The following is a 26,941-nucleotide window of genomic DNA, read 5'->3' on the forward strand; positions in this document are numbered from 1 at the left end:
ACGGAATTTGTGAGAATTTATTGAGTATCCTATCCCCAATTAAAGACCACAATACGTTCAATATCCGGATGGAGGCTATAGTGAACGGGGCACGTATTGGCGGTATTTTCCAGTATCTTTTGTGACTTGGCATCAATATTTGCAGGAAGTTCCATGATCACTTCGATCCTGGAAATACGACGTGGATTGCTTACCATGGTTTTGGTCACCATTGCTGTTGTGCCGTCCAGAGTTACTTCCAGATTTCTCGCTTTAATACCCATCATGGTAAGCATACAATTGGCTAAACCTGTAGCTACTGTATCTGTAGGAGAAAAAGCCTCTCCTTTGCCGTTGTTATCTGTTGGAGCATCTGTAATAAATGTGCTTCCGGATTTTAAATGTTCACATTCTGTGCGAAGATTACCCAGATACGTTACTTTTGCTGTACTCATTTTACTTCTTCAAATTGAAGTTCATTATTATATTTTATAATATACAAGGCATTGTTCTGATATCCTGAAAACATTTTTTTAGTATAACGGAATTTGTTTTCGACATACTCAGTTTCCACTTTACTGTCAATAGCATCGTAAACATCTTCAGCAGATGCCAAACGCAGCAATACATCGTAGGTCACATCGAATCCCCGAACTGCATATCGGTTCGGCAGTACGCCATATTTATTTTTATAACTGGTAAGAAAGGCGGTTTTTTCTTTGTAATTATAACTGCGATTAACCGATGGAAATGTAAAGTCCAACTTGGCCAGGTGTACGTTTGAAACATCGTGATAGTCGTACGCATCATTCTTATCCAAAGTAAACAGGCGCAGCCTGTATTCTTCCGGCATTCCATTTAAAAGTCCCACGACATTACTTATTACTACTGGGTCTGTAGATTCTAATATGATCCAGTTTTCAATAGTTTTATCGATCTTCCCTTCAATATCGGTAGCATATAAGAACCCTTCCTCCCGTGGAGAAAGTGTTTTTACAGTTCCTAAAGTCGAAACAATGGCTTGTTTGGATGCTGCTTTTTTAGCGTCACTTATGAGCACTACATTCTTCCCTGCGACATTTTCTTTCAGGTATTGCAACATTCTGTTTTGAAGCATCTCTTCCGTAGGTAATGTTTGAAATAGATTGGATGAGATCTTTATCTCCCTATTACTTAAGGGAGAAAAAACCGGTGTACTTTCATTGCGTAATTCTGAAGCTGCTTTTTCTACATTTTTTCGAAGTAGCGGCCCGATAACCGCATCCACGTCTTTAAAATTGTTACGCGAAATAATAGTACTTACTTTACTTTCCCTGGCTTCGGTATCATATACATCAAGATGTATGGAAATGCCTTTGTCCTTTGCAAATTCAGTAGCCATTAAAACACCGCTATAGAAATCGAGGGCAATACGTAAGGTTGCATCGTTCTTTAACAGGTCCTTATTTGCATTGACGGAATCACTTTCTGCTCTGCTTAATCGAAACGGAAGCATCAAAGCAATATTCTTCTTTTTGGTATTCAGAATATAATCTTCAAGGTTTACGATTGTCACATCATCTGTGATAGTATCACTATTTTCTTTTGGGATCTTTAAGATCATTCCTTCTTTTAACCCGTCTTTTGCATAGGGGTTTAACGCTATTATTTCTTCTTTAGAAAGGTTTAATTTCACTTTTAGGCGGTAAAAACCTTCTTTAGCCTTTACTTCGTAAAAATCATATTTTTCATCTTCAATAGTAGCAGAATCCACTACAGAAATATCAGGTACATTCAGCACGCTTCCCATTTGAAGGTTTTCTCCCATAGCTGGGTTTAACGCTTCTAATTCGGCAACAGTAATTCCATATTTACGAGCAATCCCGTATTTCGTTTCTTTTGCAACTACGGTATGTTTGGCAGCTTCAGAGTTTGTGTTTGTTTCGTTAGAAACAACATTTGTGGAAGCGGTTTTTATTCCGATGGGAATTCTGATCTTTTCGCCCTTTTTTAACTGACGGGAATACAATTCTTTATTGTATTTTTTAATATCATCTACTTGAATATTATAGCGTTGTGCTATACTAAAAAGGGTTTCCTTTCTTCTTACCCGATGTGTTTTAAATTTTATCTGATCTTCGGAAGAATTTATAATGTCAGCCGAAGGGAGAATCAATACAGTATTGGTTTGTATACCGTTTCTGGCATCCGGATTCAGTCTGTAGATGGTTGCTTCGGTGATATTGTATTTTTTGGCAATACTGTAAATGGTCTCACCTTGCTGTACGGTATGAGTATTATAGTTTTGTTGCTCAGCAGCACCACAGCCCGTAGTAAAAATACAAATAAGCGCTATATAGATAATTGACCTCATATTATTCCCATTCTATGGTGGCGGGTGGTTTCGAACTAATATCGTACACTACTCTATTAACGCCTTTTACTCTGTTTATTATATGATTGCTCATTTCCTGTAAAAATTCATAGGGTAAATTCACCCAATCTGCTGTCATACCATCTGTAGATTCTACAGCTCTGAGTGCCACTACTTTTTCGTAGGTACGTTCATCACCCATTACACCAACGCTTTGTACCGGAAGTAATATGGCTCCGGCCTGCCAGACCTTATCATAAAGGTCCCATTTTTTTAATCCGTTGATAAATATAGCATCTACCTCTTGTAAGATACAAACTTTTTCAGCAGTGATATCTCCCAAAATTCTAATTGCCAATCCGGGGCCGGGAAAAGGGTGTCTTCCTAATAATTCCGGATCAATGCCCATTTCTTTTCCTACGCGTCTCACTTCATCTTTAAAGAGCATTCGTAGCGGTTCTACTACTTTCAATTTCATAAAATCCGGCAATCCGCCTACATTATGATGTGATTTAATAGTTACAGAGGGGCCATTTACAGAAACACTTTCTATCACATCCGGATAAATGGTACCCTGCGCCAGCCAATGTACATCTTCAACCAGATGTGCTTCATCATCAAACACTTCGATAAATGCATTTCCAATTGCTTTCCTTTTCGCTTCCGGGTCACTCACACCCTCCAACGCTTTCAAGAAACGTGCCGAAGCATCCACACCTTTCACATTAAGGCCCATTCCCTTGTATTGCTCCAATACATTATCGAATTCATTTTTGCGAAGCAAGCCATTATTTACAAAAATGCAATATAGGTTCTTACCTATAGCTTTGTGCAGTAAGATGGCTGCTACCGTAGAGTCTACACCACCACTTAACCCCAGTACTACCTTATCATCTCCAACCTGCTCTTTTAAAGCTTGTACCGTTGTATCTACAAAAGCTGCAGGTGTCCAGGATTGTTCTAATCCCGCAATATGTATCAAAAAATTTTCTAAAAGTTGTTTTCCATCTGTAGTATGGTATACTTCAGGATGAAACTGAATAGCATATGTATCTTCTCCTTCAATATAATAAGCTGCATTTGCCACATCCTCCGTACTTGCAATACGTACTGCTTTTTCAGGAAGTTTTACAATGGTATCGCTATGGCTCATCCATACCTGTGTGTCTTCTTTGATCCCTGTAAACAAACCATTTCTGTTAATGATGGTGGATAGTTTTGCCCGTCCGTACTCGCGAAGGTTAGAAGGCTCTACACTACCGCCATTAAAGTGGGCAAGGTACTGCGCGCCGTAACAAACCGCCAACAGCGGTTTGTGTCCTTTTATACCGGAAAGGTCGGGATGCGGAGCATCCTCGGCGCGCACCGAAAAAGGGCTCCCCGATAAAATAACAGCTTTAAAATCTTCTAAATTCTCCGGAATGTGATGGTAAGGGTGGATTTCGCAGTAGATATTCAGCTCCCGAACGCGCCTAGCGATAAGCTGCGTATACTGCGATCCAAAATCTAAAATGAGGACGTTGTTTTGCATAGGCAAAAGTAAATTAAAAAAGTAATTTGGCTAAATCTTTAGCAAAAAAATAAGGAAGTTTTTCAACAAGAATCCTAAAGCGGTAAAATGGTAAATTCATTTGCCAGCGGATCGAGGTTTTCTTTTAGTTCTGAGAATAATCGGTCTCCGTATTGGGTATAAAATTCAGAAAAATTCATGCTGCGTTCCTGCAGGCTTTGGTTAGGAAATAACTGATCCTGTAACAATGTAAGTCGTTCCAATTCATCTGCCAGTTTCCGTTTCTGAGCCTTCAACAAACGTTTTTCCAGATGATCCAATCCGTTTAACTGTTTCTTCTCCTGAGCAGCGACCGCTCCTACAAATGAAGCGTCTGTTTTTTCTGACAGTATATACAAATCTTTAAACTGTTGTTGTAGAAATTTCCGCTGTGTAGAAAAGTCAATATCAATTTCTGACAACTGATGTGTATGCTGTACAATAAGTTCCTGCTGACTGAGAAACAGAGATGCGATCAATACTTGCAACTTTTTAAGTTTTTCTAAACTCTTTTCGGAAACCAGTAAGACTGAGTTCCGCAATAGTAACATAGGGAACGGTACAGAAACCGACTTAAAATAATCGCTAAGCTGAAACCAATACGCAAGCTCTCCGCCGCCACCTACATAACACAAATTAGGCAGGATTACTTCCTGATACAAAGGACGCAGTAAAGCATTGGGCGAGAATCGCTCCGGATGACTGTTAAGCTCCTTAAGTATTTCTTCTTTTGAGAACAAAACATCTGTTTCATTCACAAAGTAAGTTCCTTCCTTTTCGATGATCCGTTCGCGTATGCCTTCTTTCAGATAGAATAGATTGATCTCACGCGGATTCACTTGTGCGCTATATCCTAATTTGGTAAGCTGCTGAGTTGTTTCGGTTACTTTCTGAAAGGACAGCTGCTCTGTCAATTCCTTCTCAGCAAACGGAATAAAAGCCTTTTTCAATTCGGTATCATTTCCATCAATGATCACCAGGCCATATTCAGCAAACAGCACATTTCCCAGATATCGTGTTGCTGCAGCAAGGTTGTCGTGTTTTGTATAGGCTTCGGTGAACAGCGAGGTAAGCATACGAGCATGTTCACTTTCTCCCAATTCGGCCTTTAAAACTTCCAATACATCTGCCAGTCCTTCAGTGGTCAACTCTCCTACGGCACCACCACTCTCTCTGTTCCACTGTACCTTTTTTCCGAAGAGGTTAAAATAATTAATCTCATCAAAATCGTGATCTTCCGTCGCCATCCAATACACAGGAACAAAATGGTAAGCTGCATGCTTTTTGTTGAGCTTTTCAGAAAGATTGATCACCGAAAATATCTTATACAAAAAGTACAAGGGCCCGGTAAATAAATTGAGCTGATGCCCGGTAGTAATCGTAAACGTATTCTTTTCTGAAAGTGCTTTGATGTTACCCTGTGTAGCTTCAGAAATATTAGATTCCTTATACTGAAGTTGTAATTGTTGTACCAGTATCTTCCTGTTTTCAGAAGAAAAAGAGGATTGTTTTTCTTTTAGTTGTAATTCGAAATTCTCAAGCTTCGGAAAATGATGATATAAGGAGCGCAAAGATTCCTTTTCAGCCAGATAATCACAGACGAGTTTCGAAAAATAACCAGTGTTGGTATACGGAATGGTTTGTATTGGCATAGATGTTTTTAGAAAACTGACACAAAAATAGTCACTTTAATGACTTTAAGTTTTAAAGATACGTTAATCTTAAAAAAATGAATTTCAAATTCAGAATAGTTTCTTAGCTTTAACGACCTAATTAATCAATCACGCTATGAAACGTCATTTATCAATCATCTTTTTTTTATTTATTTCTGTTACCCTAACAGCACAATTACAATCCCCTTCTGACTTTTTAGGGTATGAGATCGGTACCCAATTTTCACGCCATGCAGATGTGGTCAATTATTTTGAACATGTGGCTGCCAACAGTAATATGGTAACCTACCACAATTACGGAAAGACCAACGAGCGCAGACCTCTTACCTATGCTATTGTATCCACTGCACAGAACCTTGCCAATATTGAGAACATACGTAAGGACAATCTAAAGAATATTGGTCTGGAAAGCGGAAGCGCGAACCCGGATATTGCAATCGTCTGGTTAAGTTATAACGTTCACGGGAACGAAGCATCCAGTACCGAAGCTTCTATGCAGACTCTTTATGAATTAATTACTGAAAAAACTTCCTGGTTACAGAATACCGTAGTTATTATCGATCCCTGCGTAAATCCTGATGGCCGTGACCGTTACGCCAACTGGTACAACCAGGTAAAGGCTACACCTTATGATATTACACAGGATGCCACCGAACATAACGAACCCTGGCCGGGTGGACGTCCAAACCATTATTTATTTGACCTGAATCGTGATTGGGCATGGGCCACACAAGTAGAAAGTCAGCAGCGTTTAAAGGTCTACAACCAATGGATGCCACATGTCCACGTAGATTTCCATGAGCAGGGTATCAACGAACCTTATTATTTTGCACCTGCTGCAGAGCCTTTTCATGAAGTGATCTCTCCCTGGCAACGTGATTTTCAAACACAGATCGGGAAGAACCACGCAAGATATTTTGATAAAGAAGGCTGGCTGTTCTTTACCCGGGAGCGTTTCGATCTCCTTTACCCCAGTTACGGAGACACCTATCCTACTTTTATGGGAGCTATTGGGATGACCTACGAACAGGCAGGGCATGGCCGTGCCGGATTAGGAATCCAGACCGATGAAGGTTATGTACTTACTTTAGTGGACCGTGTGGCGCATCATAACACTACAGGACTTTCTACCGTAGAGATCTCTTCTCAAAATGCAGGAAAACTGAATACCGAATTTAAAAAGTTCTTTAACAACAGTGGCCTGAAATACAAAAGCTATGTCTTAAAAGGTAATGCCGATAAGATCCATGCCCTTACACAATTATTGGACAAGCATGAAATCAAATACGGTTTCTCTAACGGAGGAACTGTAAGTGGTTTTCGATTTTCCGAGAATGGAAACGGAAGTATGAACGCCAGTGGTGCGTTGGTAGTAAGCACCAATCAGCCAAAAGGAAAAATGGTGAAGGTTTTGTTTGAACCAGATGCCAAATTGAGCGAACCTCTTACCTACGATATCACTGCCTGGACTGTACCACATGCCTACGGATTGGATTGTATTGCAAGCACGAGTCTGGTTTCAGCAAATGGCAGCGCTCCTGTTATGAATGCCATGAATAGTGCTTCACCTTCAGCAGCAGGTTATATTGCCAAGTGGAACAGTTTGTACGACGCAGCTTTTTTAACGGACCTGCTTAAAAACGATATCAAAGTGCGGTTTTCTGAAAAGAAACTCAGTTTCGCCGGAAATCAGTTTGACCGTGGCAGCCTTGTGATCACCCGAAGTGACAATAGAAAGAACAAGGATTTTGATGCTACCGTTGCCAGAATTGCCAACGACCACAAAAGAGATTTGTATGCCTCTCCTACCAGTTTTGGTGACAACATTACCGACTTTGGCTCGCCGGACGTAAAGCTGGTCAACAAACAGCGTATCGCTTTATTAAAGGGAGACGGGACCTCATCTTTAAGTTATGGTTCGCTATGGCATTTCTTTGAAACGCAACTAAAATATCCCGTTACTTCTATCAATACGGATGATCTCGGTCGGGTGTCTTTAGACAAATATGATGTCCTTGTGATGCCGGAGGGCTGGTATAACAGTATACTTAGTGAAAGTACTTTGAACAAAGTAAAAGATTGGGTGCGTAACGGCGGTAAGCTTATTGTTATGGGGCGTGCCGTACGTGCTTTTGAAGGAAAGGAAGGTTTTGACCTCAAGAATAATGAAGATGATGAGGAAGAGGGTGATGATGACAAAAAAGAGGGTAATCTTACTCCTTACGACCAACGCGAACGTGAAAGCGTAAAGGATTTTATCACCGGAAGTATCTATAAGGTAAGTCTGGATCCTTCCCACCCTATGGCGTTTGGTTATGGCGATACTTATTATAGTCTTAAACAAGGAAGTGCTTCCTACCAGTTCTTAGAAAACGGTTATAATGTAGGCTATATCAAGGGCGATGCGGTAAGTGTAGCCGGTTTTTCAGGTGCAGATGCCAAAGCCGGACTTAAGGATTCTGTGATCTTTGGAGAGGCCCGTATGGGTGGTGGTAGTGTTATCTATCTTGTAGATGATGTATTGTTTCGCTCGTTCTGGGAAAATGGGAAGCTGTTCTTAGTGAACTCTATCTTTTTTGTGAATAATAATAAAATTAGGATTTAGCGGATGAAATGGAAGTCGTCATATAAAGGTTTAGTTTAAGCTTAAAGTATCATTCAGAGGAAGCAAAGCGACCGAAGAATCCGGATTTAGATAGAATAGATTCCTCACATCCATTCGGAATGACAAGGTGAATGAAAAGTACAAAGCTGGAAGCACGAAGTGAAAACTTTTCTGTCTAGCTATCTAAATAGCTATTTTTATATCTGATCTTATCTGTTGGTTTTTATTTCATAATGTTCCAACCAATCCAGTGGTTCGGTTAGTTCATGCTTATTAAATTCTAGATGTATTACTCGTCTTTTCTTCCTGTTTGTTGTTCTGTTGGATGCATGTAAGGTCAAAGGTTTCATTAACATTGCTCCACCTTTTTTTACTTTACAGACATATTCGTTGTCAGTTTTCCAATCTTTCGAATTGATACGAACTATCCCATTCAAATGCGATTTTGGGATTACTTTTAGGGCTCCATTCTTTTCGTCAGTATCATCTAAATGAATTCGAATGGTGATTGTGTCTTGTAAAATTTCAATTGGTGGTTGAACCCCATATTGCCCTTTTTTAAAAGTCCAACTCACATAATTTTTTAAATCAGCTTTTTTGTCAACAGAAATACTCAAGTCTTGGTGATATGCAACAAACCAATTAGATTCTCTTGGTTTGTCAAAATAGATGGCTTTTGTCAAGAAATATTCAGATTCGGAAAGGTCAGAAATTAATTCAATTAGTTTTGGGTTAAACAATAAATTAGTTAATTCAGGAATATTTTTTATCAGTTGTCTAATCGCAAATAAGTCCTTTGTTTTTAAAAAAGAATTTCCGTTTTTTTCTGCATTTTTCAAACAAGTTGAAATCTGACTTATTTCGTAATCCGAATACAAATCAGTTAAAATGGAATATCCGTTTTTTTCAAGTTCTACTTTATTCTTTGTGTAATTCATTTTCAGCCTGAATACAACTTATTACTAAACAAATATAGTGTAAACAGAGCCAACTTCTAACCTCACGCTTTCAGCTTCCAACTTCCAACTTCGTATCCTCTGCAAAGAAAACGAAGATCAAAAACCAACTACAAATTCTTCTTGATCACACTTACAACAGAATCCAGTAAAGCTTTCCCTTCGCCTTGAGCGAAATATTGTTTTGCATATGTATGTAACGCCTTGACATTCGAGCAACTATCCATTGGAGTTAAATCAGGGTGTTTGGTAAGGTCCACCTGTACCCTGTAATATTCCAACTTAGTACTTTTCGCCAGACTCTCCAACTGAGTTGCAGGTACAAACTGGTTGGCATATAAGACCGTTTCAGTAATAACAGAATTAGGCGTATCTACCCCATTCAGGTTTTGTAGATAAGACCCCCAATCGACAACTCCCCAAAATCCATATTTCTGACCAAAAGGCTGATGGTTCACTGCTTCATTTACCACATTAAGGCCACCATTGAATCTGTTGAGTCCGCAACCTAAAGAGATCACGACCATATCATCCATACTTGTGGCGACCTTGGTACGTAATGCTTCGGTAATGCCCCAAACTGCAGGGTCATTGGACATAACACCGCCGTCCAGTCCCCATTTTTCTTTAGTAGAGGATCTTCCATCCTGCCCGCCTCCCAAATGAGCCACCGGAAAATAGGTAGGAGCAGCACTTGTTGCTCTCGCAGCTTCCCACAGGTAATAGTCCTCTTTACTATCCTTCAACGCCGTATCCCAATTGAATAGGTAAGGCCCAAAATCTACACCCATCACCGGGTCCTTTATATGACCTCCCGTACTATTGATAAGATAAGAAGTAGTAAATACCTGTTGTACCTTCTTATTGGGTAATTTCTGTGCGGCATCTTTTAAGGTTACGGTAGGGCCTAAATTCGATTTCAAAAAAGCTTCCACCCCATGGCGTTTGCTACTAAATACATCTTTCACATCAGCATAATACAATGGCCCTGTGGGCTGTTTGTTCTTATAGAAGATACTTCCGCAATCATTCAGATAAAAATCCAGAACTTCAGCAGCCGTTCTCGGACTGTTGTCTGTATGGTACGGAGTGGTCAGGCCAATGGAAATGATCCCTCCCGTAGAGGTCCCTCCAATCACATCAAATAATTGGTATGACTTAGTATTGTTCAATGCAGCTTCTACCTGCGTTAAAAAATAAGCCGGAAGTATGCCCTTGATACCTCCCCCATCTATAGCAAGAATGATCTTTTTTTTAGAGACATTAGATAAGAATTCTTTACTGGAATTAAGCTGATCCTTCTCACTACAGGAATATAAAAATGAGCACAAGACGGTTAATGAGAAGAGATAAAGAAGGTTTTTCATTTTGGGTGGTTTTTATGATCTGAGGGAGCTAATCACTTCAAAATTACTCCGTTAAAAAATAAAAAGCAATAAGTATAATCACGTAATTTTTAAGAAGATGGTGCTGGAAGACGGGAGATAGAAGCTGGAAACTCGGTGTGGAAAGTCTGATGCATACACCCGCTCTTAACTTCTGGCTCCAAATTTTTCAACATATGACGTATACGTCAATTAAAATACATGTCTATTTTTTTTAATTATTTAATTAACAGTGGTATAAAAACAAATATTGCCTTATAAGTCAATTTATTATTAAAAATATCAGGAAAATCACCGAAGTGCATTTCAATTATGTCTTTTGATGGATGTTTAAAGAAAAGGCCAGATTGCAAACTCATCATATAATTAGCATCTTAGAGTACTCATAATGAAATATAACCAGTTAAATAAGAGGTTATAAGAGTTCCACGTGAACTTGCTAACCAGAAAAGGGGCTGCTTAGCGGCTCTTTTTTATATTGTTCTTTACTTCGATCCATTTGCTCATATACCTTGTACTTTGCAGTGTTTGGTGCTGAAGAATTTGCCCGACAAAGTTTTGGACACGATGTTCCTTTAAATGCTCCTCAAGTCTAAAAAGACGCTCTTTAAAAGCTTCAGAAAAAAGGTCTTTGCGAAATCGTTTTTCAATAATATAAAACCCGTTTTCTTGTGCTTCCAACCATTCCGTTTTGTTATTGTAAAGTGCAACCGAAGCATCCACAAAACCGGTTACCGTATCTGAGACCTTTCCCGAAAAAGAAAACTCACCGTGCATCCCTTCTGCCCCTATTGGGGTAGTTACCGAAGGTGTCCCGTACAGCATTGCATCCAGTAATTTTCCTTTTAATCCTGCACCAAACCGTAAGGGTGCCAGGCACACTTTTGCTTTTCGCATTGCCCCGGAGACATTTTCTGTCCATCCCTCAATTAGAAATCCTTCTTTTTCATTGTGTAATTCGAGAATTTGTTGAGGCGCATATGCACCATAAATATGAAGCTTTGCTTCAGGTAGTTCTTTCTTTATGAGTGGCCAGATCTCTTTTTTTAAGTACAGGACCGAATCTATATTGGGTGCATGCAATAAATTTCCAATTGCAATGAAATCTGTTCGTTCTTCAAAAGGAGAAGTTTCTTCCGAAAATGTTTCAATAATAAAAGGCAGGTAGAAGAGTATTTCAGCAGGGATTTTAAAAGTATGTTGCAATAGCTCCATTTCCGCTTCCGAAATGATCAATGACAGATCACTTCGCAAAATACTCGCCAGTTCTCGTTTAGCAGTTTCGGTAAAAAGATTTGCTGCTTCAACCGGAATATTATCCTTGACAGCTGTTTCGCGGGCTTTTCTTAAAAAGTGCAGGTCTTCTGTATCTAAGATCCGTATCGCATCCGGGCAGTGTTCTGCTACCCGCCATCCAAATTGTTCTTCGGTAATATAGCGGTCAAAAAGTACTACAGAAGGTTTTAATTCTGTTATAAATGTATCAAAGGAAGAATGATTCAGTTGAATAGATTCTAACGTGACCCCTAATCGTTCAAGATTCACAGATCTTTCCGAAGCCAATGCAGTACTCGCAAAAGTAACCTTATATACAGATTCGGTAAACAATTCAATAAGTTGCATCATCCGGCAGCCGGCAGCTGTAGTAGCCGGTTCGGGGAAAGTATGACCAATGATCAACAGTGTATTCAATCTTAATCTTTTGTAGCAAATATACTTAGAAGTTGGGAGTCTAAAGCTGGAGGCTGGAAGTTGGGAGCACGAAGTTAGAAGTATGAAGCTAATTGTGTCATTCAGAGTGAGTGTAGCGATACGAAGAATCTTTGAGATTTCTCACTTTCGTTCGGAATGACATAGAGCTGGAAGTTTGAAGCATGGAGTTTGGAGTTATAGGTCTGCTACTTTTATCGACGCCGTTTTAATAGTTTTGACCTTAGCATCATTTTCCGAAGTGGAAGTCCAGGCCAGATAAGCCGTATCACCCACTATTTCCAATTGTGGAAAGCCACTGTTACGTTCGGAACTTGTTTTGGCTACAGTGACCAGATTACCTTTTGTTCCATCTGAGTTGACTTTTTGTAAATGTATCAAAGTATCCTCTCCATCTGGTTCCATCCAGACTACAGCAGCTTCATTTTCAGAAAGCATTGCAACGTCTACTCTTCCAATGGCATCTCCGTTATCCATTCGAACAGGGGGCATAAATGTTACTCCGTTATCTTCGGAAAAAGCAATATTCGTCTTTGACACTTCTCCGGCAGCAGTAAACCAGGCAACGGCGAGCGCATTCCCTTTAGCTGCTATTGAAGGCCCGTTTACAGGGCATCCATCAATTTTCCAATTATCGTTTCCAATCGTTTTAGGTTTTGACCAGCCTGTCTCGCGTTGCCAACGTACCACCGAAATATCACGTATTTCATCCTCACTCCGGTCTCTGTAAGCAACAATGATTTCGTCGTTGGGGCCTATAGTCGTACTTGTCTGACAGCAGTCACAGACTCTTTCATCAAGCAGTGTATCATGATCGATTGTTCCGTCTTCAAAAACAATAGCAGCTCGCAATGTCATTGATCCACCACCATGTTCTTTACCAACTGTTTCTCTTCCATCCAGCCAGGTAACTACAAAAGAGTTTGCAACATACGGCATCATGGAAACAAAGCCGTGTTCACTTTGTGTACCGTCATCATTAAGAATAAAATTTTTCTTCCACTGGTTTTTTTCTGAAGTATATAAATTCAGTTTTACATCATAGGTATATTTTCCATTGGCTGACTTTTGAAGAAAGCTGGTTAAAATATTTCCATTGTTTTCTGCCAGTGCAGGGAAATCGGCCCAGTTTACAAACCAGTCCTTCCCAGATGTGATCTCTTCAGGGGTTTTCCATGTTCCATTTTCAAAAACAGAATATTGCAATGTCGCTAACGAGTCTTTTTCTACCCAAGACATAAAAAGGTTGTTCCCATTGCTGTAAAGACGCGGTAAAAAACTATTGCCTGTAACGGGATTATCCAAATTTTGAAGCGGAATTTCTTTTACTTCAGAAGTAATAGGGGTTTCTTTTTTGACATCAGATTTACACGAGATAAGCAATCCCATTAAAAACAGAATTGAAATGAAAAAACGCATAGGATATTTTTTAGTGGTTGTTAGCATTTTAAAAAGTGCATCATCATAAAACGCCCTTATCCAAAAATAATTGTAATCTTTGAAGTGCCTTCCCTGTATTTTTTATAAATATTCTTTTTACAAAGAAGGTGATTAAGAGCTTTTTAATAGATGACCTTGCCTTCCAATAGGTTTCAATATTTAATACACATTCCTTTTCAGAAACAGGGGTAATGATATAAAAAAGGATAGTGTTAAAAATCTAAAATTACCTTAACAAAGATCGGGTTAGCTTATTTTTAGAAAGGGTTAAACAAGTTCTGCATATAGATCGAAATCTTCTGCAGCAGTGATCTTTACATTAAAAAATTCTCCGGTTCGAAGATAGCCTTCTTCAGCATTGATCAACACCTCATTATCTACATCCGGGCTGTCAAACTCCGTTCGGCCTACAAAATAGCTCCCTTCTTTACGGTCAATGACCACTCTGAATTCTTTCCCTACCTTCTGCTGATTTAGTTCCCAGGAGATTTGTGATTGTATTTCCATGATCTGGTTAGCACGGTCCATTTTCACTTCTTCGGGAACATCATCTTCCAGATGATACGCATGTGTATTTTCTTCATGTGAATAGGTGAAACAGCCTAAACGCTCAAAACGCATTGCTGTTACCCAATCTTTAAGGGTTTGGAAATCTTCTTCGGTTTCTCCCGGATAACCAACGATAAGAGTAGTTCGAATAGTCATTTCCGGAACTGCCTCCCTGAAGTCTTCCAATAATTTTGTTGTCTTTGCTTTCGTGGTTCCACGGCGCATGGATTTTAAAACAGAGTCCGCAATATGTTGCAACGGAATGTCTATATAATTACAGATTTTTGGTTCATTTCGCATTACTTCCAATACATCCATTGGAAAGCCTGTGGGAAATGCATAGTGCAATCTAATCCATTCTATTCCTTCTACTTTTACCAATTTCTGAAGTAACTCGGCCAGGTTTCGTTTTTTGTAGAGATCAAGTCCGTAATACGTTAGATCCTGTGCGATTAGTATGAGTTCTTTCACGCCATTTGCTGCAAGTTTTTCAGCTTCGGTGACCAGATCTTCCATGGGTGTAGAGCGATGTTTCCCTCTCATAATTGGAATGGCACAAAACGAACATGGGCGGTCGCACCCCTCTGCGATCTTTAGATACGCATAGTTCTTTGGTGTTGTCGTGAGGCGTTCTCCTATGAGTTCGTGTTTATAATCTGCCCCAAGAGCTTTTAGCAATCCCGGAAGTTCTGTAGTACCAAAATATTGATCTACATTAGGAATTTCCTTTTGGAGGTCTGGTTTATAGCGTTCTGAAAGGCATCCTGTCACAAAAACTTTGTCAACAACACCCTCTTCCTTTTTCTGAACGTATTCTAAAATAGTATTTACACTTTCTTCCTTTGCGTTGGCAATAAATCCGCAGGTGTTGATTACCACTACATTCCCTTCTTCCTCATGAACAACTTCCTTGTTATTGGCACGTAACTGTCCCATTAACACTTCGCTGTCGTAAGTATTCTTAGAGCAACCCAGTGTTACAACATTGATCTTGTTCTTTTTAAGTGTTTTTGTTCGCATATGAATTCAAGTAGTAAGAAGTAAGTATTAAGAAACAAGCATTTTATAAACTTGTTTTCATTTTGTTTATATAAGAATTTAATATTTTGGACACTTCTTCAGTTTTAGTATATAAATCACTTGTATTTATAAAGTTTAAGTCTTCTATAAGGATAAGAAAGTACTTAGTTTCTTCAAGTGAACCATTTGCAATGTACAAGAATCTAATTTTATCTTTCAAGCCAATTCTTCCAAATGATTCAGAAATGTTGGCAGAAACTGAAACAGAGGATCTTTTAATTTGATTCGAAATACCAAATTTTTCACTTTTGGGAAGTTCTAATGTCATTTTATAGATTTCAAGAACAAGGTAATGTGCTTTTTGCCATACAATTAAATCTTTAAAACTCTTAGACTTACCCATCCTCTACTCCTTACTCCTTACTTCCAGCTTCTTACTTCTTACTCCTAACTTCCCTACTTAAAAAACGAGTCCACAAACTCAAATTTGTTGAATACCTGAAGATCTTCAATACCTTCTCCTACTCCAATGTATTTTACAGGAATCTGAAATTGATCACTGATCCCGATAACAACTCCTCCTTTAGCAGTTCCATCGAGTTTGGTTACAGCCAATGATGTTACTTCGGTTGCAGCAGTAAATTGTTTGGCCTGCTCAAATGCATTTTGACCGGTGGAACCGTCTAGTACTAATAGCACATCGTGTGGGGCATCCGGAATTACTTTTTGCATAACCCGCTTTACTTTGGTCAACTCGTTCATAAGGTTTACTTTGTTGTGTAAACGACCGGCAGTATCAATGATCACAACATCTGCTCCCTGGTTAACAGCGCTTTGTAAAGTATCGAAAGCAACACTAGCCGGGTCACTGCCCATGTCCTGCCGAACAATAGGAACATCGGTTCTGTCTGCCCATATTTGAAGCTGATCGATGGCCGCAGCACGGAAGGTATCTGCTGCTCCCAGAACAACTTTCTTCCCTGCTTTCTTAAATTGATGCGCCAGTTTACCAATTGTAGTGGTTTTTCCTACTCCATTAACACCTACAACCATAATAACGTGAGGTGTCTCTCTTTTGGGAATTTCAAATTCGGTTTCGTTGCCTGTATTGGTTTCACTCAATAGTCCGGCGATCTCTTCACGAAGAATCTTGTTTAATTCTTCGGTCCCTAAATATTTGTCTTTAGAAACACGTTCTTCTATCCGTTCAATAACTTTAAGCGTAGTATTTACACCTACGTCACTGGATACTAAAACTTCTTCAAGGTTATCGAGAACGTCATCATCTACTTTACTCTTTCCTGCAACCGCTTTACTTAGTTTGTCTAAAAAAGAGTTTTTAGATTTCTCCAACCCTTTATCGAGAGTTTCCTTTTTATCTTTTGAAAATATTTTTTTAAAAAAGCTCATTATGCCTTATTAGTTTATTGTATTTGTTTGTATAAGTCATTTTGAATACCCAACTGTAATATATCAGGAAAACGGCTAAAGATACAAAATAGAAAAAGCCACTCTTATAAAAAAGTGGCCTTACTTATATTATTGTTGCAATCGTTATTTTTTGTTTAACCAGTCGTTTACTGCTTCTGGAGACATAATAGATTCTACAAAAGTGTATGCTCCTGATTTAGGCGATTTTACCATTTTAATGGCTTTTGTTAATCGCTTGGATCCTGTTTGTAACGATGCTACTGATTTCTTTGCCATGACTCTAAATTATTTAATTTCTTTATGAACCGTCATTTTCTTTAAGATAGGATTGAACTTCTTCAATTCCATTCTATCCGGTGTGTTCTTTTTATTTTTTGTAGTGATATAACGAGAAGTTCCCGGTTGTCCAGACTCTTTATGCTCTGTACACTCTAAAATCACCTGTACTCTATTTCCTTTTCTAGCCATTGTATTCGACTTTTAGTGGTGCTACAAATTATTTGTTTAAGAAACCCTTTTCACGAGCCTCTTTAATAACTGCAGAGATCCCTTTTTTATTAATGTTCTTTAATGCTGAAGTAGATACCCGTAGCGTCATCCACTTGTCTTCTTCAGGAATGTAAAAACGTTTTTTAACCAAGTTTACATTAAACTTGCGTTTTGTTTTATTCATCGCGTGAGATACGTTGTTTCCAACGATAGCTCTCTTTCCGGTAAGCTCACAAACTCTAGACATTGTTTCAACTATTATTTAGTTATTTTAAAACAGGCTGCAAATTTAAAAAAATTAATCGGTATGACCAACAAAAGAATTTTAGTTTTTTAAAATTTCTTTTAGGAGCATTTCCAGAGCTTTGTTAGTTGCCTTTTCTATTACTCTTTCTCTTGCTTTTCCGAAACTGTATCTCTCCGAAATTACTCCATTTGGGCTCGCTATTGCGATATATACCGTGCCTACTTCATCTTTTCCGTCTCCTTTCGTTGGACCTGCAATACCTGTCGTAGCCACAGCGTACTCTGTGTCAAATAGTTTTTGCGAGTGTGTCGCCATAGCTTCTGCAACGGGAGCACTTACAACCGTGTGGTCTTGTATCAATTTTTCATCAACACCAAGAATAGAAACTTTCTTTGCAGTCTCATAGGGAATAATACCGCCTTTAAAATATGCTGAAGCACCTGCATTTGCCGTAATTTTTTCAGCAATGGCACCTCCTGTGCAACTTTCTGCCAAACTAAGTGAGTGCCCTTTTTTCGCTAATAATATTCCTATTCGGCGGTCAATACTGGTTTCATCTTCGTACCCAACTGCAATATCTTCCAATAGCCCATGAAGTACATCCATCCGGATATCTACTTCTTTTCTTAATAGTCCTTCATCAGTCCCTTTGGAAGAAAGCCTTAAACGCACTCTTCCCAAGGAAGGTAAATAGGCAAGTTTAATATGTTTGGGTAAGTCATCTTCCCAAGCCTCAATCCTGTCGGCAATAGAGCTTTCACCCAATCCATAGGTCAATAATGTCTTATGGTAAATAAATGGCGTGCTAAACTTCTCAATAATTCGCGGAAAGACCTCATCTTGTAACAAATGCTTCATTTCATAAGGCACGCCCGGCATTGAAACAAATAATACGCTATCTTGTTCCATCCACATTCCCGGTGCTGTACCGTGAAGATTTTTCAGTATTACCGCTTTTGACGGTACCATTGCTTGTTGTAAGTTCGTCGCTAAAGGTTTCTTGTTAAAGTATTTTGAAAACAACATATGGATGTGTTTCAAAACTTCAGGATCTTCTACTAAAGTGTCATCAAAAAAGTCGCAAAAGGTTTGTTTGGTAAGATCGTCTTTGGTGGGTCCCAATCCACCGGTAACCAATACCAGGTCTACTCTGGTTTTAGCTTCTGACAACGCTTTTAAAATGTGTTCTTTATCGTCTTGAACAGAAGTGATCTGATATACTTGTACACCAATTTTATTAAGCTCTTTGCTAATGTAAGCTGAATTGGTGTCTACAATCTGACCAATAAGAATTTCGTCACCTATAGTGATAATCTCAGCAAGCATCTATAAATTAAAATCTTCTTTAAGCTCCTCAAAAACAGCTTTTACCGAAGTAAGTACTGTTTCCAGATTTGCAGTAATAGCTGCTTTATTTTTGGAAGTTCTTGTCCAGGCTTCTATCGAGGTAATATCTTTTAAGACATCAATGCCAAACATTTCCAGATTAGGCTTCATTTTGTGAGCAAATTGATACGCCAATTCCTTATTATCATTATGAATGGCTTCTTCCATTGCGTATAAATCCGGTGGAATCTCTTCTAAAAAGGTTTTTGCAACCACAGCCATAAACTCTAAGTCGCCACCGGCAACCACACTTAAACTTTCTTTTGAATAATGTCTACTCATCTATTTAACTTTTATCGAAAAGACTTCCTTTTCTTCTATATAACCGGTCAAGTTATCGTTTGGTTTTACTTGAGCCACTCCTGCCGGAGTGCCTGTAAAGATAATATCTCCAATCTTTAAAGTAAAATATTTTGAAATATATTCGATTAACTCATCAATTTTCCACAACATCAAGGCTGTATTGCCTTCCTGAACAATCTCTTCGTTCTTTTTTAAGCTGAAATTTATAGCATTTACATTCTCATATGTAGTTTTTGGTAAGAAATTCCCTATTACAGCTGCTCCATCAAATGACTTGGCCTTTTCCCAGGGCAAACCTTTACTTTTTAATTGCGATTGCAAGTCTCGTGCTGTAAAATCAATTCCCAAGCCAATTTCATCATAATATTTACTGGCAAACTTACGATCTATATGTTTTCCTATCTTTTTGACCTTTACAAGTATTTCCACTTCGTGGTGTACATCTTCAGAAAAATCCGGTATAAAAAATGGTTGTTTTTTTAGCAAAATAGAAGTATCAGGCTTTAAAAATAACACGGGATCTTCCGGCTTTTCATTTTCTAACTCTTCTATATGGGCAGCATAATTTCTACCTACACATATGATCTTCATTACTACTCTAGTTTGTTATTTAATTTTTGAAGTTTAATGCGCGTCAATACTTTTTTTGTGTATAATGGAAAATCTGCATTGAGTAGCCAGCCAAAATAACCTGGTTCTTTTTCCATTATATCCTCAACTTTAGCCCCTTTGTGTTTTCCAAAATTAAATATCTCTTCTTTTTCTTTGTTATAACCTATATACCCTGCAAAATCTGCAAAGCTTTTATGAGAGCTGAACACTGCTAAAGAGGCCACATCATTCTCTAGGTCATCGTATTTATCCAACTGGGCCTTTAAAACTTCGTAAGTTGCATCTGTATCTGCTTTGGCACTGTGTGCATCTTCCAGTTCCTTATCACAATAAAATTTATAGGCAGCTTCTAAGGTGCGTTTTTCTTTTTTATGAAAAATAGTCTGTACGTCCACAGATAGTGCTTTTTTTAGATCGAAATCTATTTCTGCGCGCAATAGTTCTTCAGCTAATAAAGGAATGTCAAACCTATTGGAATTAAATCCTCCAAGGTCACTATCTTTCAGCAAAGCATATATCTTAGGAGCCAATTCACGAAAAGGAGGTTCGTTCGCCACCATTTCGTCTGTTATTCCATGAATGGCAGATACTACTGCCGGAATGGGCATCTCCGGATTCACACGCCAGGTATGACTTTCTTTATTACCATTAGGAAAGACTTTTAAGATGGAAATTTCTACAATTCGGTCTGTTGCTACATTTATTCCCGTCGTTTCCAGATCAAAAAAGCAGATGGGTTTTTTTAAATTTAATTCCATTGGTATAATTTGTGATACAAAGGTAGTAATTCATAAATTTGTGACTTGCCTATGTTACGTAAAATTCTATTTACTTTTTTAGCTTTTTCATCATTTCAAATGTATTGTCAAGAGCTAAAAGTTTTAATTTCTGAAAAAAAGACTGGAAAACGGATCGTTCTTTTTGCGGAAAACAAAACTACAGATACTCTGAACGTTTTTTTTATGGTGAATGCCGAAGGCTATCGTAAAAGTGCTTCAAAGCCTGTTATTAAAGACATTCCTCCCAAGACAAAGGTTCCAATGATTACTTTGATTGAGTTGGCGAACACTCCTTCTATGTATACCTACGACCTCATCATCAATAAAGAAAAAAGGAACGTTAACTTCACCTATGAGAAACAAGCCAAGGATATTGAAAAAATGATCAAGGGAAAACGTGTTCTTTTCACTAAAAATAATTGTGAAAAATGTGATGAACTGGCAACAGTGTTGAAAGACAACCGTATCTCCCATCGTGTGTTTGATATTACCGAGGACGCCATACTTTACAACCAGTTTATGCGACTTATTGAAAGAAGTTTAACGGAAGAAACCAAAATTCGTTTCCCGGTGATCTGGAACAAGGACCACGTAATTTTTGGTTATAATGATCTGCAAATGATAGTAAAAGAGATTCAATAATTAAAACTCCCTGTTACTGTCCCAGTTTTCCAGGTAATCTGCAACCCGTTTTACAAACTGCCCTCCTAAAGCGCCATTTACCACTCTGTGGTCATAGCTATGTGACAAGAACATTTTATAGCGAATACCAATGAAATCACCTTCTGATGTTTCAATCACTGCAGGAACTTTTCGTATCGCTCCCAATGCCAAAATACCTACTTGTGGCTGGTTGATTATTGGCGTTCCCATAATACTTCCAAAAGTTCCTACGTTGGTTACCGTATAGGTTCCGCCTTGGATCTCATCCGGTTTTAATTGATTGTTACGTGCACGGTTGGCAAGATCATTCACCGCCTTACTCATTCCAACCAAATTGAGTTGGTCTGCATTTTTAATTACAGGAACAATTAGATTTCCATCAGCTAAAGCAGCTGCCATTCCTAAGTTTATGTTTTTCCGCTTGATAATTTTATCACCATCTACAGAGATATTAATCATTGGAAAATCCTTAAGGGCCTTTGCAACAGCTTCCATAAAAATTGGAGTGAATGTTAAATTTTCTCCCTCTCTCTTTGCAAAAGCTTCTTTTACTTTTTTACGCCAGTTCCATATTTTGGTTACATCGGCTTCAATAAAAGATTGTACATGGGCCGAAGTTTGAACACTTTCCACCATATGATGAGCGATGAGTTTTCCCATACGAGTCATCTCTATAATTTCATCTTCTCCATTTACAGAAACCGGAGTTGCCGGCTTTGAAGTCTGCTTTTCTACTTGTGGTGCAGTAGTAACCTTTGGTGCGGGATGCTTTGCAGAACGATTTTCAAGATAGCCCAAAATATCATTCTTTGTCACACGTCCGTCTTTTCCTGTACCAGGAATACCATCCAATTCGGCTTGTAAAATTCCTTCGGCAGCGGCAATGTTCTTTACCAAAGGCGAATAGAATCGGTCACCACTGCTCTCGATTGTAGATTGAGTGGTCTCCTTGGCTGTAGTTACATGTTTTTCTACTTGTGTAATAGCTTCCTGTGATGCAGAAGCAGCATCTTCTACTTTGATTTCGGTCTTTGGAAGATCGGTCACAGCTTCCCCGTTCATCTCCGTTTCGATAATAGCAATGGTTTGCCCTACTTGCACTACATCATCTGCATTGAATAATTTTTCTACCAAAACACCGTCTACTTCACTGGGTACTTCGCTATCTACCTTATCGGTAGCTATCTCAAGCACAGCTTCATCTGCTTCAATAGTATCTCCTACTTCTTTAAGCCAGTTGGTTACCGTAGCTTCGGCAACACTTTCACCCATCTTTGGTAGTTTCAATTCAAATTTTGCCATAATTCCTTTATTGCAGCTGTTTTTTATTTTAACGCTGCAAAATTAGTTAAATTTCAACTATTTCTTGGTTGAATTTTCTTAAAAAACGATCACGCTTCCTTTTTCATCACTTTGGTCGCTTCCTACAATGAAATTACTTCTGGGCGGATAAATTCGAAATTGATTGTTATTGTTCCGGTAACGTTTCATTATAGAAAAGATTTGTGAATACTGCATGTATTCAGAATCAAAAATGAGCATGGAATTGTTAAAGCTCTCTTCCTGAAAAATTGCTTTAGAAGCCGATTTTAAAGGCATATCCAGTTTTCCTGAAAGTCCTTTCAGCAAATACAGGTTTTCGGTAAAGACATAGGCATTATCCGGAGTTTTATATATTGAGTTACCCTTTGAGGTCCTGAATCTTTTGAGAAGTGAAACTCCTAAATTCACCGAAGTGTTAAAAAGCGGATTTGTTTTAAAGTGTTTTTTATAAAAAATACGCATGGCTCCATAAAATCTATCGTAATATAAAGCATCTTTCTTGGTACTTTCTCCTTTGTAGTGCAATATTTCAGTACTTCCTAAATAGTGGTTTTGATAGCCTGCCATTTTTATTTTATAGGAAAGGTCGATATCTTCTCCATACATAAAGTAGTCTTCATCAAAACCACCTACTTCGTTGTATATACTTCGTTTTAAAAACATAAATGCACCTACCAGAATATCTGCTTTCCCGGCAGCTTCTTTTGAAAGGTGTTTTGCATAATAACTCCCTCCCAGTCCAAATAGTTTTAAAATGGATGCTTTTGGTGTGGGTACATTACGCTTACTCTCCGGAAGAAAATTTCCCGTACCATCCATTAAATAAACCCCCAATGCTCCCATATTCTCTATAGTCTGGGCATAGTGAATACATTTTATAAAAGTATCTTCGGCAACTGCCGTATCCGGGTTCAGGATACAAACATATTCACCTTTTGCTATAGCGACTCCCTGGTTATTTGCTTTGCTGAAACCTACATTTTCTTTGTTCTCTATTAAGACTACATTTGGAAAAAGTTTTTTTACCATCTGGCAACTGTCATCAGACGAGTCATTATCGATGACAATAATTTCGGCATCTATACTGGTTAAAGCACGCTGAACGCTACGAATGGCCTGTTCCAAAAAAAAACGGACGTTGTAATTGAGAATGATTACGGATAGCTTCAAGGTCTATGAGCTTTTTAAAGAAGTTTCAAACGGAATTCTATTTAAAATACTACGTCCCAAAGTGACCTCGTCTGCATATTCCAGCTCATCTCCCACAGAAATACCCCGGGCAATAGTAGTAGTAGTAACTGGATACTCTTCAATTTGTTTGAAAATGAAAAAATTGGTAGTGTCTCCTTCCATTGTAGAGCTCAATGCAAAAATAAGCTCTTCCACATCTCCCGATTTCACTTTTTCTACCAGTGTTACAATATTTAATTCCCCCGGTCCTACTCCATCCATTGGTGAGATCTTACCTCCCAATACATGGTAGCTCCCCTTATATTGACTTGTATTTTCAATTGCCATTACATCACGAATGTCTTCAACAACACATATAATTTTTTTATTGCGGTTGGGGTTGGCACATATTTCACACAAGGTTGTATCACTAATGTTGTGGCAATTTTTACAAAAATTAATTTCTTCACGCATCTGCTGCAAACTTTCGGAAAGTCGCTGTGTTTGCTCCTGTGGCTGCTTTAGCATATGCAATACTAAACGTAGAGCTGTACGCTTACCAATACCGGGAAGCTGTGACATTTCGTTAACAGCATTTTCAAGTAGTTTAGAAGAAAAATCCATAGGTAATAATTAAAGGCAAGATAAAAAAAATGCTTCAGAAAAATAATATTTCTGAAGCATTCTATTTATAAGATATTGACTCTTACTTCTTGATGAACTTTTTGGTTACAGTTCCTCTATCAGAATTAATTCTAACGAAATAAGCGCCAGTCTGTAATCCTGAGATATTTAAAGTGTGTTGTCTTACCACAGAAATATCAGATTGATGCATCACCAGTTTACCTGTAATGTCATATACTCTGAAATCCGCTTCAACTGCTTGCTGGAACTTAACGGTAAGCTCATTAACAGCAGGGTTTGGATATACCGAAACACTTTCCTGACTTAAGAAGTTATCATCTGTTCCTAAGTTATCTTCTACCAATGGAGTAACCCAAAGGCCTCTTCCATAAGTTCCTGCATATAACATATTGGTTGCATTATTAATATCCAACTCACCAATAATTACATTTGGTAAATTATTGCTATAAGGTACCCAGTCTGTCATAGTGTTATCAATATAATAAACTCCATAATCCATTCCTACGTAAAGACCATCATTCCCATTGTCATCCCAGATTACTGCTCCGGCAGCAAAATTAGGCAGGTTCTTCTTATAATTTTCCCAGGTTGTACCACCATCATTTGAAACTTTAACAGCTTGTGTCCCTGCAACTGCAATAGCAACTCTATCAGGGTTTGTAGGGTGAATAGCAATAGAGGTTACTGTTCCTCCCGGAAGTGTTGTCTGTACCCAATCTGTTGCTCCACCATCACTAGTTCTGTACATGAACCCTCCATTAGAGGCATACATAATTTGGTTGTCAGTAGGTGCAATTTTTAAGTTATCCAGATTCCCAACAAAATTCTGAGAGATTGGAGTCCATATTCCACCTTGATTTGTGGACTTGTAAACGATGTTATAAGCACAGTAAACAGTATTACTCACTGTTGGGTCTTGCTCAAAAGGACTCACCCATGAACCGGATCCTGATCCTGGTTCCGGAAGGTTGCTAATTGATACACCTGAGTTATTGGTTCTGAACATTCCTCCATACTGGATCATACCATACATAATATTAGGGAAGTCTTTATCAACAAATCCTTCCATACCATCTGCTCCTAACCAGTCTCTCCATCCATTGGCAGCTGTATAAAAGGAAGTACCATTATCTTGTGATCCTCCTGTTACAACAACATCGGTTGTTTGTGAAACACCTATCTTGTAGAATTGACGAATTCCAAGGCCTTTAGTGATATCTGTATAATAATTGGCTGTTAGATTAGGAGTATCTGTAGCTTTAAAGATTCCTCCGTCTGTTCCAACAAATAAAACACTTCCTATAAATTCAAAAAGATCAACATCGGCATGGCAATAACCCTTATTAGCACTGGCAGCATCTGCTGGTATCCAATCTGAAGTATTCGCAAAAGTTACTCCTCCGTCCATAGATCTCCAGGTAAGTACCCCGGCAATGTGTACTTCATTGGCATCACTAGGGCTTACAGCAATCGCCATATCACGTGGTGCCTGACCTCCGCTTTGGAAACCGGCAGTATCATAACCAAAATAGTTTCTACCGGCGTGGTTCAATTGCGTAAAGCTAGATCCACTGTCACTTGAAGAATAAAAACCTCCAAAAGATGAACCATTTGCTTCTACAACATAAACTACAGTATCATCATCTGCAGAAACACCGATCATTTTTGGGCCGGTACTAAAACCTCCAATAGTACTAAATGTTGCTCCTCCATCGGTTGATTTGTGAAAACCACTTCCTGATGCATACACTACAGAAGGGTCTCCAGGCTTAAACTCAATATCAAATCCTCTGGTATCTGTTACCGGCTCTGTCCAATTAGCCCCTCCATCTGTAGATCTGAACACTCCTTGATTCTCGCTGGTAGCGAACATGATATTAGCATTGGTAGGGTGTAATAAAATTCTATTAACTCTCGAAGCACCGATATCTGCTAATTGAGTCCAGGTAGCTCCGGCATCTGTAGATTTGTAGATCAATCCACTATTCGATCCGAAGAAATAAGTATCTGAATCCTGCGGGTCAATCGCTACAGAAAAAACATACATATTAGCGAAATAGTCACCTAAGGGAGTCCAATTTTGTCCACCATCAGTAGTTCTCCATACACCTCCGGTATTTGCACCAACAATAATATGGTCATTATCTGTAAGGTCAACTGATATTCCGGTAATACGTCCAACCCCAGGACTCCATGCCGTAGTGGCATTCCAGTCATCCGGACCTAGTTCAACCCAGTTATCGGCGAGTACCTGACGGTCTTGAGCAGTATCATTCAGATATGCATTGTAGCGTTGTAACTCAGCCAGTTTATCCGTAACTTTAGGTAAATAACCATTGTCATCTACCTGACGAAGTGCCATATATTCCCAACGCTTAAATTGTTTATAGCCTGAACCTCTTCCCTTGTCTTTATCGGCAAAGTAGGCTTCGGCATTATCAATTATTTCTTGAACTGTATAGGTTTCAGCTTCAATCATTCGAATATATTCTTGTGACTGTGAAGTTGTTACATACAGGAATAAAGTTAAAAGTAGTAATAGTTTAGTTTTCATAGCTTATATAATTATAAATTAAAGGGTTAGCATACTAATTCTTCAAAAGTATTAAAAATTTAAATTGCCTCATAAGCAATCTTCGTATTTTTACAAAAAAATCTAAATTTAAGTCGAAAA

The 26,941-nt window shown here is 38.5% G+C and carries 24 protein-coding genes; 2 read left to right on the top strand and 22 right to left on the bottom strand.

Annotated features, from left to right (window positions below; translation table 11 throughout):
- Positions 1-29: 29 nt before the first annotated feature.
- The 4 genes from ACY2RT_RS14630 to bshC form a co-directional block, all read right to left on the bottom strand.
- Positions 30-434 (bottom strand): OsmC family protein, encoded by a 405-nt coding sequence (locus tag ACY2RT_RS14630; RefSeq protein WP_490156670.1) that lies wholly within the window; start codon positions 432-434, stop codon positions 30-32.
- A complete protein-coding gene (locus tag ACY2RT_RS14635; protein ID WP_490156671.1) occupies positions 431-2,332 on the bottom strand; it encodes an amino acid ABC transporter substrate-binding protein in 1,902 nt (633 codons plus the stop codon). The genes ACY2RT_RS14630 and ACY2RT_RS14635 overlap by 4 nt, the downstream gene beginning before the upstream one ends.
- Before the next feature lies 1 nt (position 2,333).
- Positions 2,334-3,863 (bottom strand): glutamine-hydrolyzing GMP synthase, encoded by a 1,530-nt coding sequence (guaA, locus tag ACY2RT_RS14640; RefSeq protein ID WP_490156672.1) that lies wholly within the window; start codon positions 3,861-3,863, stop codon positions 2,334-2,336.
- A gap of 74 nt (positions 3,864-3,937) precedes the next feature.
- Positions 3,938-5,533: a bacillithiol biosynthesis cysteine-adding enzyme BshC gene (bshC, locus tag ACY2RT_RS14645; RefSeq protein WP_490156673.1), complete on the bottom strand. Its 1,596-nt coding sequence runs from the start codon at positions 5,531-5,533 to the stop codon at positions 3,938-3,940.
- 136 nt (positions 5,534-5,669) lie between these two features.
- On the opposite strand from bshC, the gene ACY2RT_RS14650 reads away from it, so the two are divergent.
- Positions 5,670-8,159, top strand: coding sequence for a M14 family metallopeptidase (locus ACY2RT_RS14650; RefSeq protein ID WP_490156674.1), 2,490 nt, complete (start codon positions 5,670-5,672; stop codon positions 8,157-8,159).
- Between the two features lie 209 nt (positions 8,160-8,368).
- Here ACY2RT_RS14650 and ACY2RT_RS14655 read toward each other — a convergent pair whose 3' ends face one another.
- The 14 genes from ACY2RT_RS14655 to ACY2RT_RS14720 all read right to left on the bottom strand — a co-directional run bounded on the left by ACY2RT_RS14655 (position 8,369) and on the right by ACY2RT_RS14720 (position 20,445).
- Positions 8,369-9,097, bottom strand: a complete 729-nt coding sequence (locus ACY2RT_RS14655; protein ID WP_490156675.1) for a phytanoyl-CoA dioxygenase family protein — start codon at positions 9,095-9,097, stop codon at positions 8,369-8,371.
- A gap of 128 nt (positions 9,098-9,225) precedes the next feature.
- Positions 9,226-10,482, bottom strand: coding sequence for a patatin-like phospholipase family protein (locus tag ACY2RT_RS14660; protein ID WP_490156676.1), 1,257 nt, complete (start codon positions 10,480-10,482; stop codon positions 9,226-9,228).
- Between the two features lie 477 nt (positions 10,483-10,959).
- On the bottom strand, positions 10,960-12,192 hold the full coding sequence (locus ACY2RT_RS14665) for a glycosyltransferase (RefSeq protein WP_490156677.1): 1,233 nt from the start codon (positions 12,190-12,192) through the stop codon (positions 10,960-10,962).
- 195 nt (positions 12,193-12,387) lie between these two features.
- A complete protein-coding gene (locus ACY2RT_RS14670) occupies positions 12,388-13,629 on the bottom strand; it encodes a hypothetical protein (RefSeq protein WP_490156678.1) in 1,242 nt (413 codons plus the stop codon).
- A 288-nt stretch (positions 13,630-13,917) separates the two neighbouring features.
- Positions 13,918-15,219: a 30S ribosomal protein S12 methylthiotransferase RimO gene (gene rimO / locus ACY2RT_RS14675; protein ID WP_490156679.1), complete on the bottom strand. Its 1,302-nt coding sequence runs from the start codon at positions 15,217-15,219 to the stop codon at positions 13,918-13,920.
- Between the two features lie 43 nt (positions 15,220-15,262).
- The gene (locus ACY2RT_RS14680) at positions 15,263-15,622 is read right to left on the bottom strand and encodes a four helix bundle protein (RefSeq protein WP_490156680.1); all 360 of its coding nucleotides are present in this window, start codon (positions 15,620-15,622) and stop codon (positions 15,263-15,265) included.
- 53 nt (positions 15,623-15,675) lie between these two features.
- A complete protein-coding gene (gene ftsY / locus ACY2RT_RS14685; protein WP_490156681.1) occupies positions 15,676-16,629 on the bottom strand; it encodes a signal recognition particle-docking protein FtsY in 954 nt (317 codons plus the stop codon).
- A gap of 144 nt (positions 16,630-16,773) precedes the next feature.
- On the bottom strand, positions 16,774-16,926 hold the full coding sequence (locus ACY2RT_RS14690; protein WP_490156682.1) for a DUF4295 domain-containing protein: 153 nt from the start codon (positions 16,924-16,926) through the stop codon (positions 16,774-16,776).
- Between the two features lie 9 nt (positions 16,927-16,935).
- On the bottom strand, positions 16,936-17,118 hold the full coding sequence (gene rpmG / locus ACY2RT_RS14695) for a 50S ribosomal protein L33 (protein WP_490156683.1): 183 nt from the start codon (positions 17,116-17,118) through the stop codon (positions 16,936-16,938).
- Positions 17,119-17,146: 28 nt separating this feature from the next.
- Positions 17,147-17,386 (bottom strand): 50S ribosomal protein L28, encoded by a 240-nt coding sequence (rpmB, locus tag ACY2RT_RS14700; RefSeq protein WP_490156684.1) that lies wholly within the window; start codon positions 17,384-17,386, stop codon positions 17,147-17,149.
- A 78-nt stretch (positions 17,387-17,464) separates the two neighbouring features.
- On the bottom strand, positions 17,465-18,712 hold the full coding sequence (locus ACY2RT_RS14705; protein ID WP_490156685.1) for a competence/damage-inducible protein A: 1,248 nt from the start codon (positions 18,710-18,712) through the stop codon (positions 17,465-17,467).
- Positions 18,713-19,054 carry an Hpt domain-containing protein gene (locus ACY2RT_RS14710; RefSeq protein WP_490156686.1) on the bottom strand — a complete coding sequence of 114 codons (342 nt, stop codon included), beginning with the start codon at positions 19,052-19,054 and terminating at the stop codon, positions 18,713-18,715. It lies immediately after the preceding gene.
- The gene (locus ACY2RT_RS14715; protein WP_490156687.1) at positions 19,055-19,666 is read right to left on the bottom strand and encodes a fumarylacetoacetate hydrolase family protein; all 612 of its coding nucleotides are present in this window, start codon (positions 19,664-19,666) and stop codon (positions 19,055-19,057) included.
- Between the two features lie 2 nt (positions 19,667-19,668).
- Positions 19,669-20,445, bottom strand: a complete 777-nt coding sequence (locus tag ACY2RT_RS14720; RefSeq protein ID WP_490156688.1) for an exonuclease domain-containing protein — start codon at positions 20,443-20,445, stop codon at positions 19,669-19,671.
- Positions 20,446-20,496: 51 nt separating this feature from the next.
- Between ACY2RT_RS14720 and ACY2RT_RS14725 the strand changes: the two genes are divergently transcribed.
- Entirely contained in the window at positions 20,497-21,108 is a 612-nt protein-coding gene (locus tag ACY2RT_RS14725) for a glutaredoxin family protein (RefSeq protein ID WP_490156689.1), read from the top strand.
- On the opposite strand, the gene ACY2RT_RS14730 is transcribed toward ACY2RT_RS14725, so the two are convergent.
- From ACY2RT_RS14730 to ACY2RT_RS14745, 4 genes are all read right to left on the bottom strand, one after another.
- Positions 21,109-22,431 (bottom strand): dihydrolipoamide acetyltransferase family protein, encoded by a 1,323-nt coding sequence (locus ACY2RT_RS14730; protein WP_490156690.1) that lies wholly within the window; start codon positions 22,429-22,431, stop codon positions 21,109-21,111.
- Between the two features lie 78 nt (positions 22,432-22,509).
- Positions 22,510-23,622, bottom strand: coding sequence for a glycosyltransferase family 2 protein (locus ACY2RT_RS14735; RefSeq protein ID WP_490156691.1), 1,113 nt, complete (start codon positions 23,620-23,622; stop codon positions 22,510-22,512).
- A 3-nt stretch (positions 23,623-23,625) separates the two neighbouring features.
- Positions 23,626-24,246: a recombination mediator RecR gene (gene recR, locus ACY2RT_RS14740; RefSeq protein WP_490156692.1), complete on the bottom strand. Its 621-nt coding sequence runs from the start codon at positions 24,244-24,246 to the stop codon at positions 23,626-23,628.
- A gap of 82 nt (positions 24,247-24,328) precedes the next feature.
- Positions 24,329-26,821 (bottom strand): T9SS type A sorting domain-containing protein, encoded by a 2,493-nt coding sequence (locus tag ACY2RT_RS14745; protein ID WP_490156693.1) that lies wholly within the window; start codon positions 26,819-26,821, stop codon positions 24,329-24,331.
- Positions 26,822-26,941: the final 120 nt, after the last annotated feature.

Source organism: Ulvibacter sp. 2210JD10-4 (assembly GCF_058148525.1).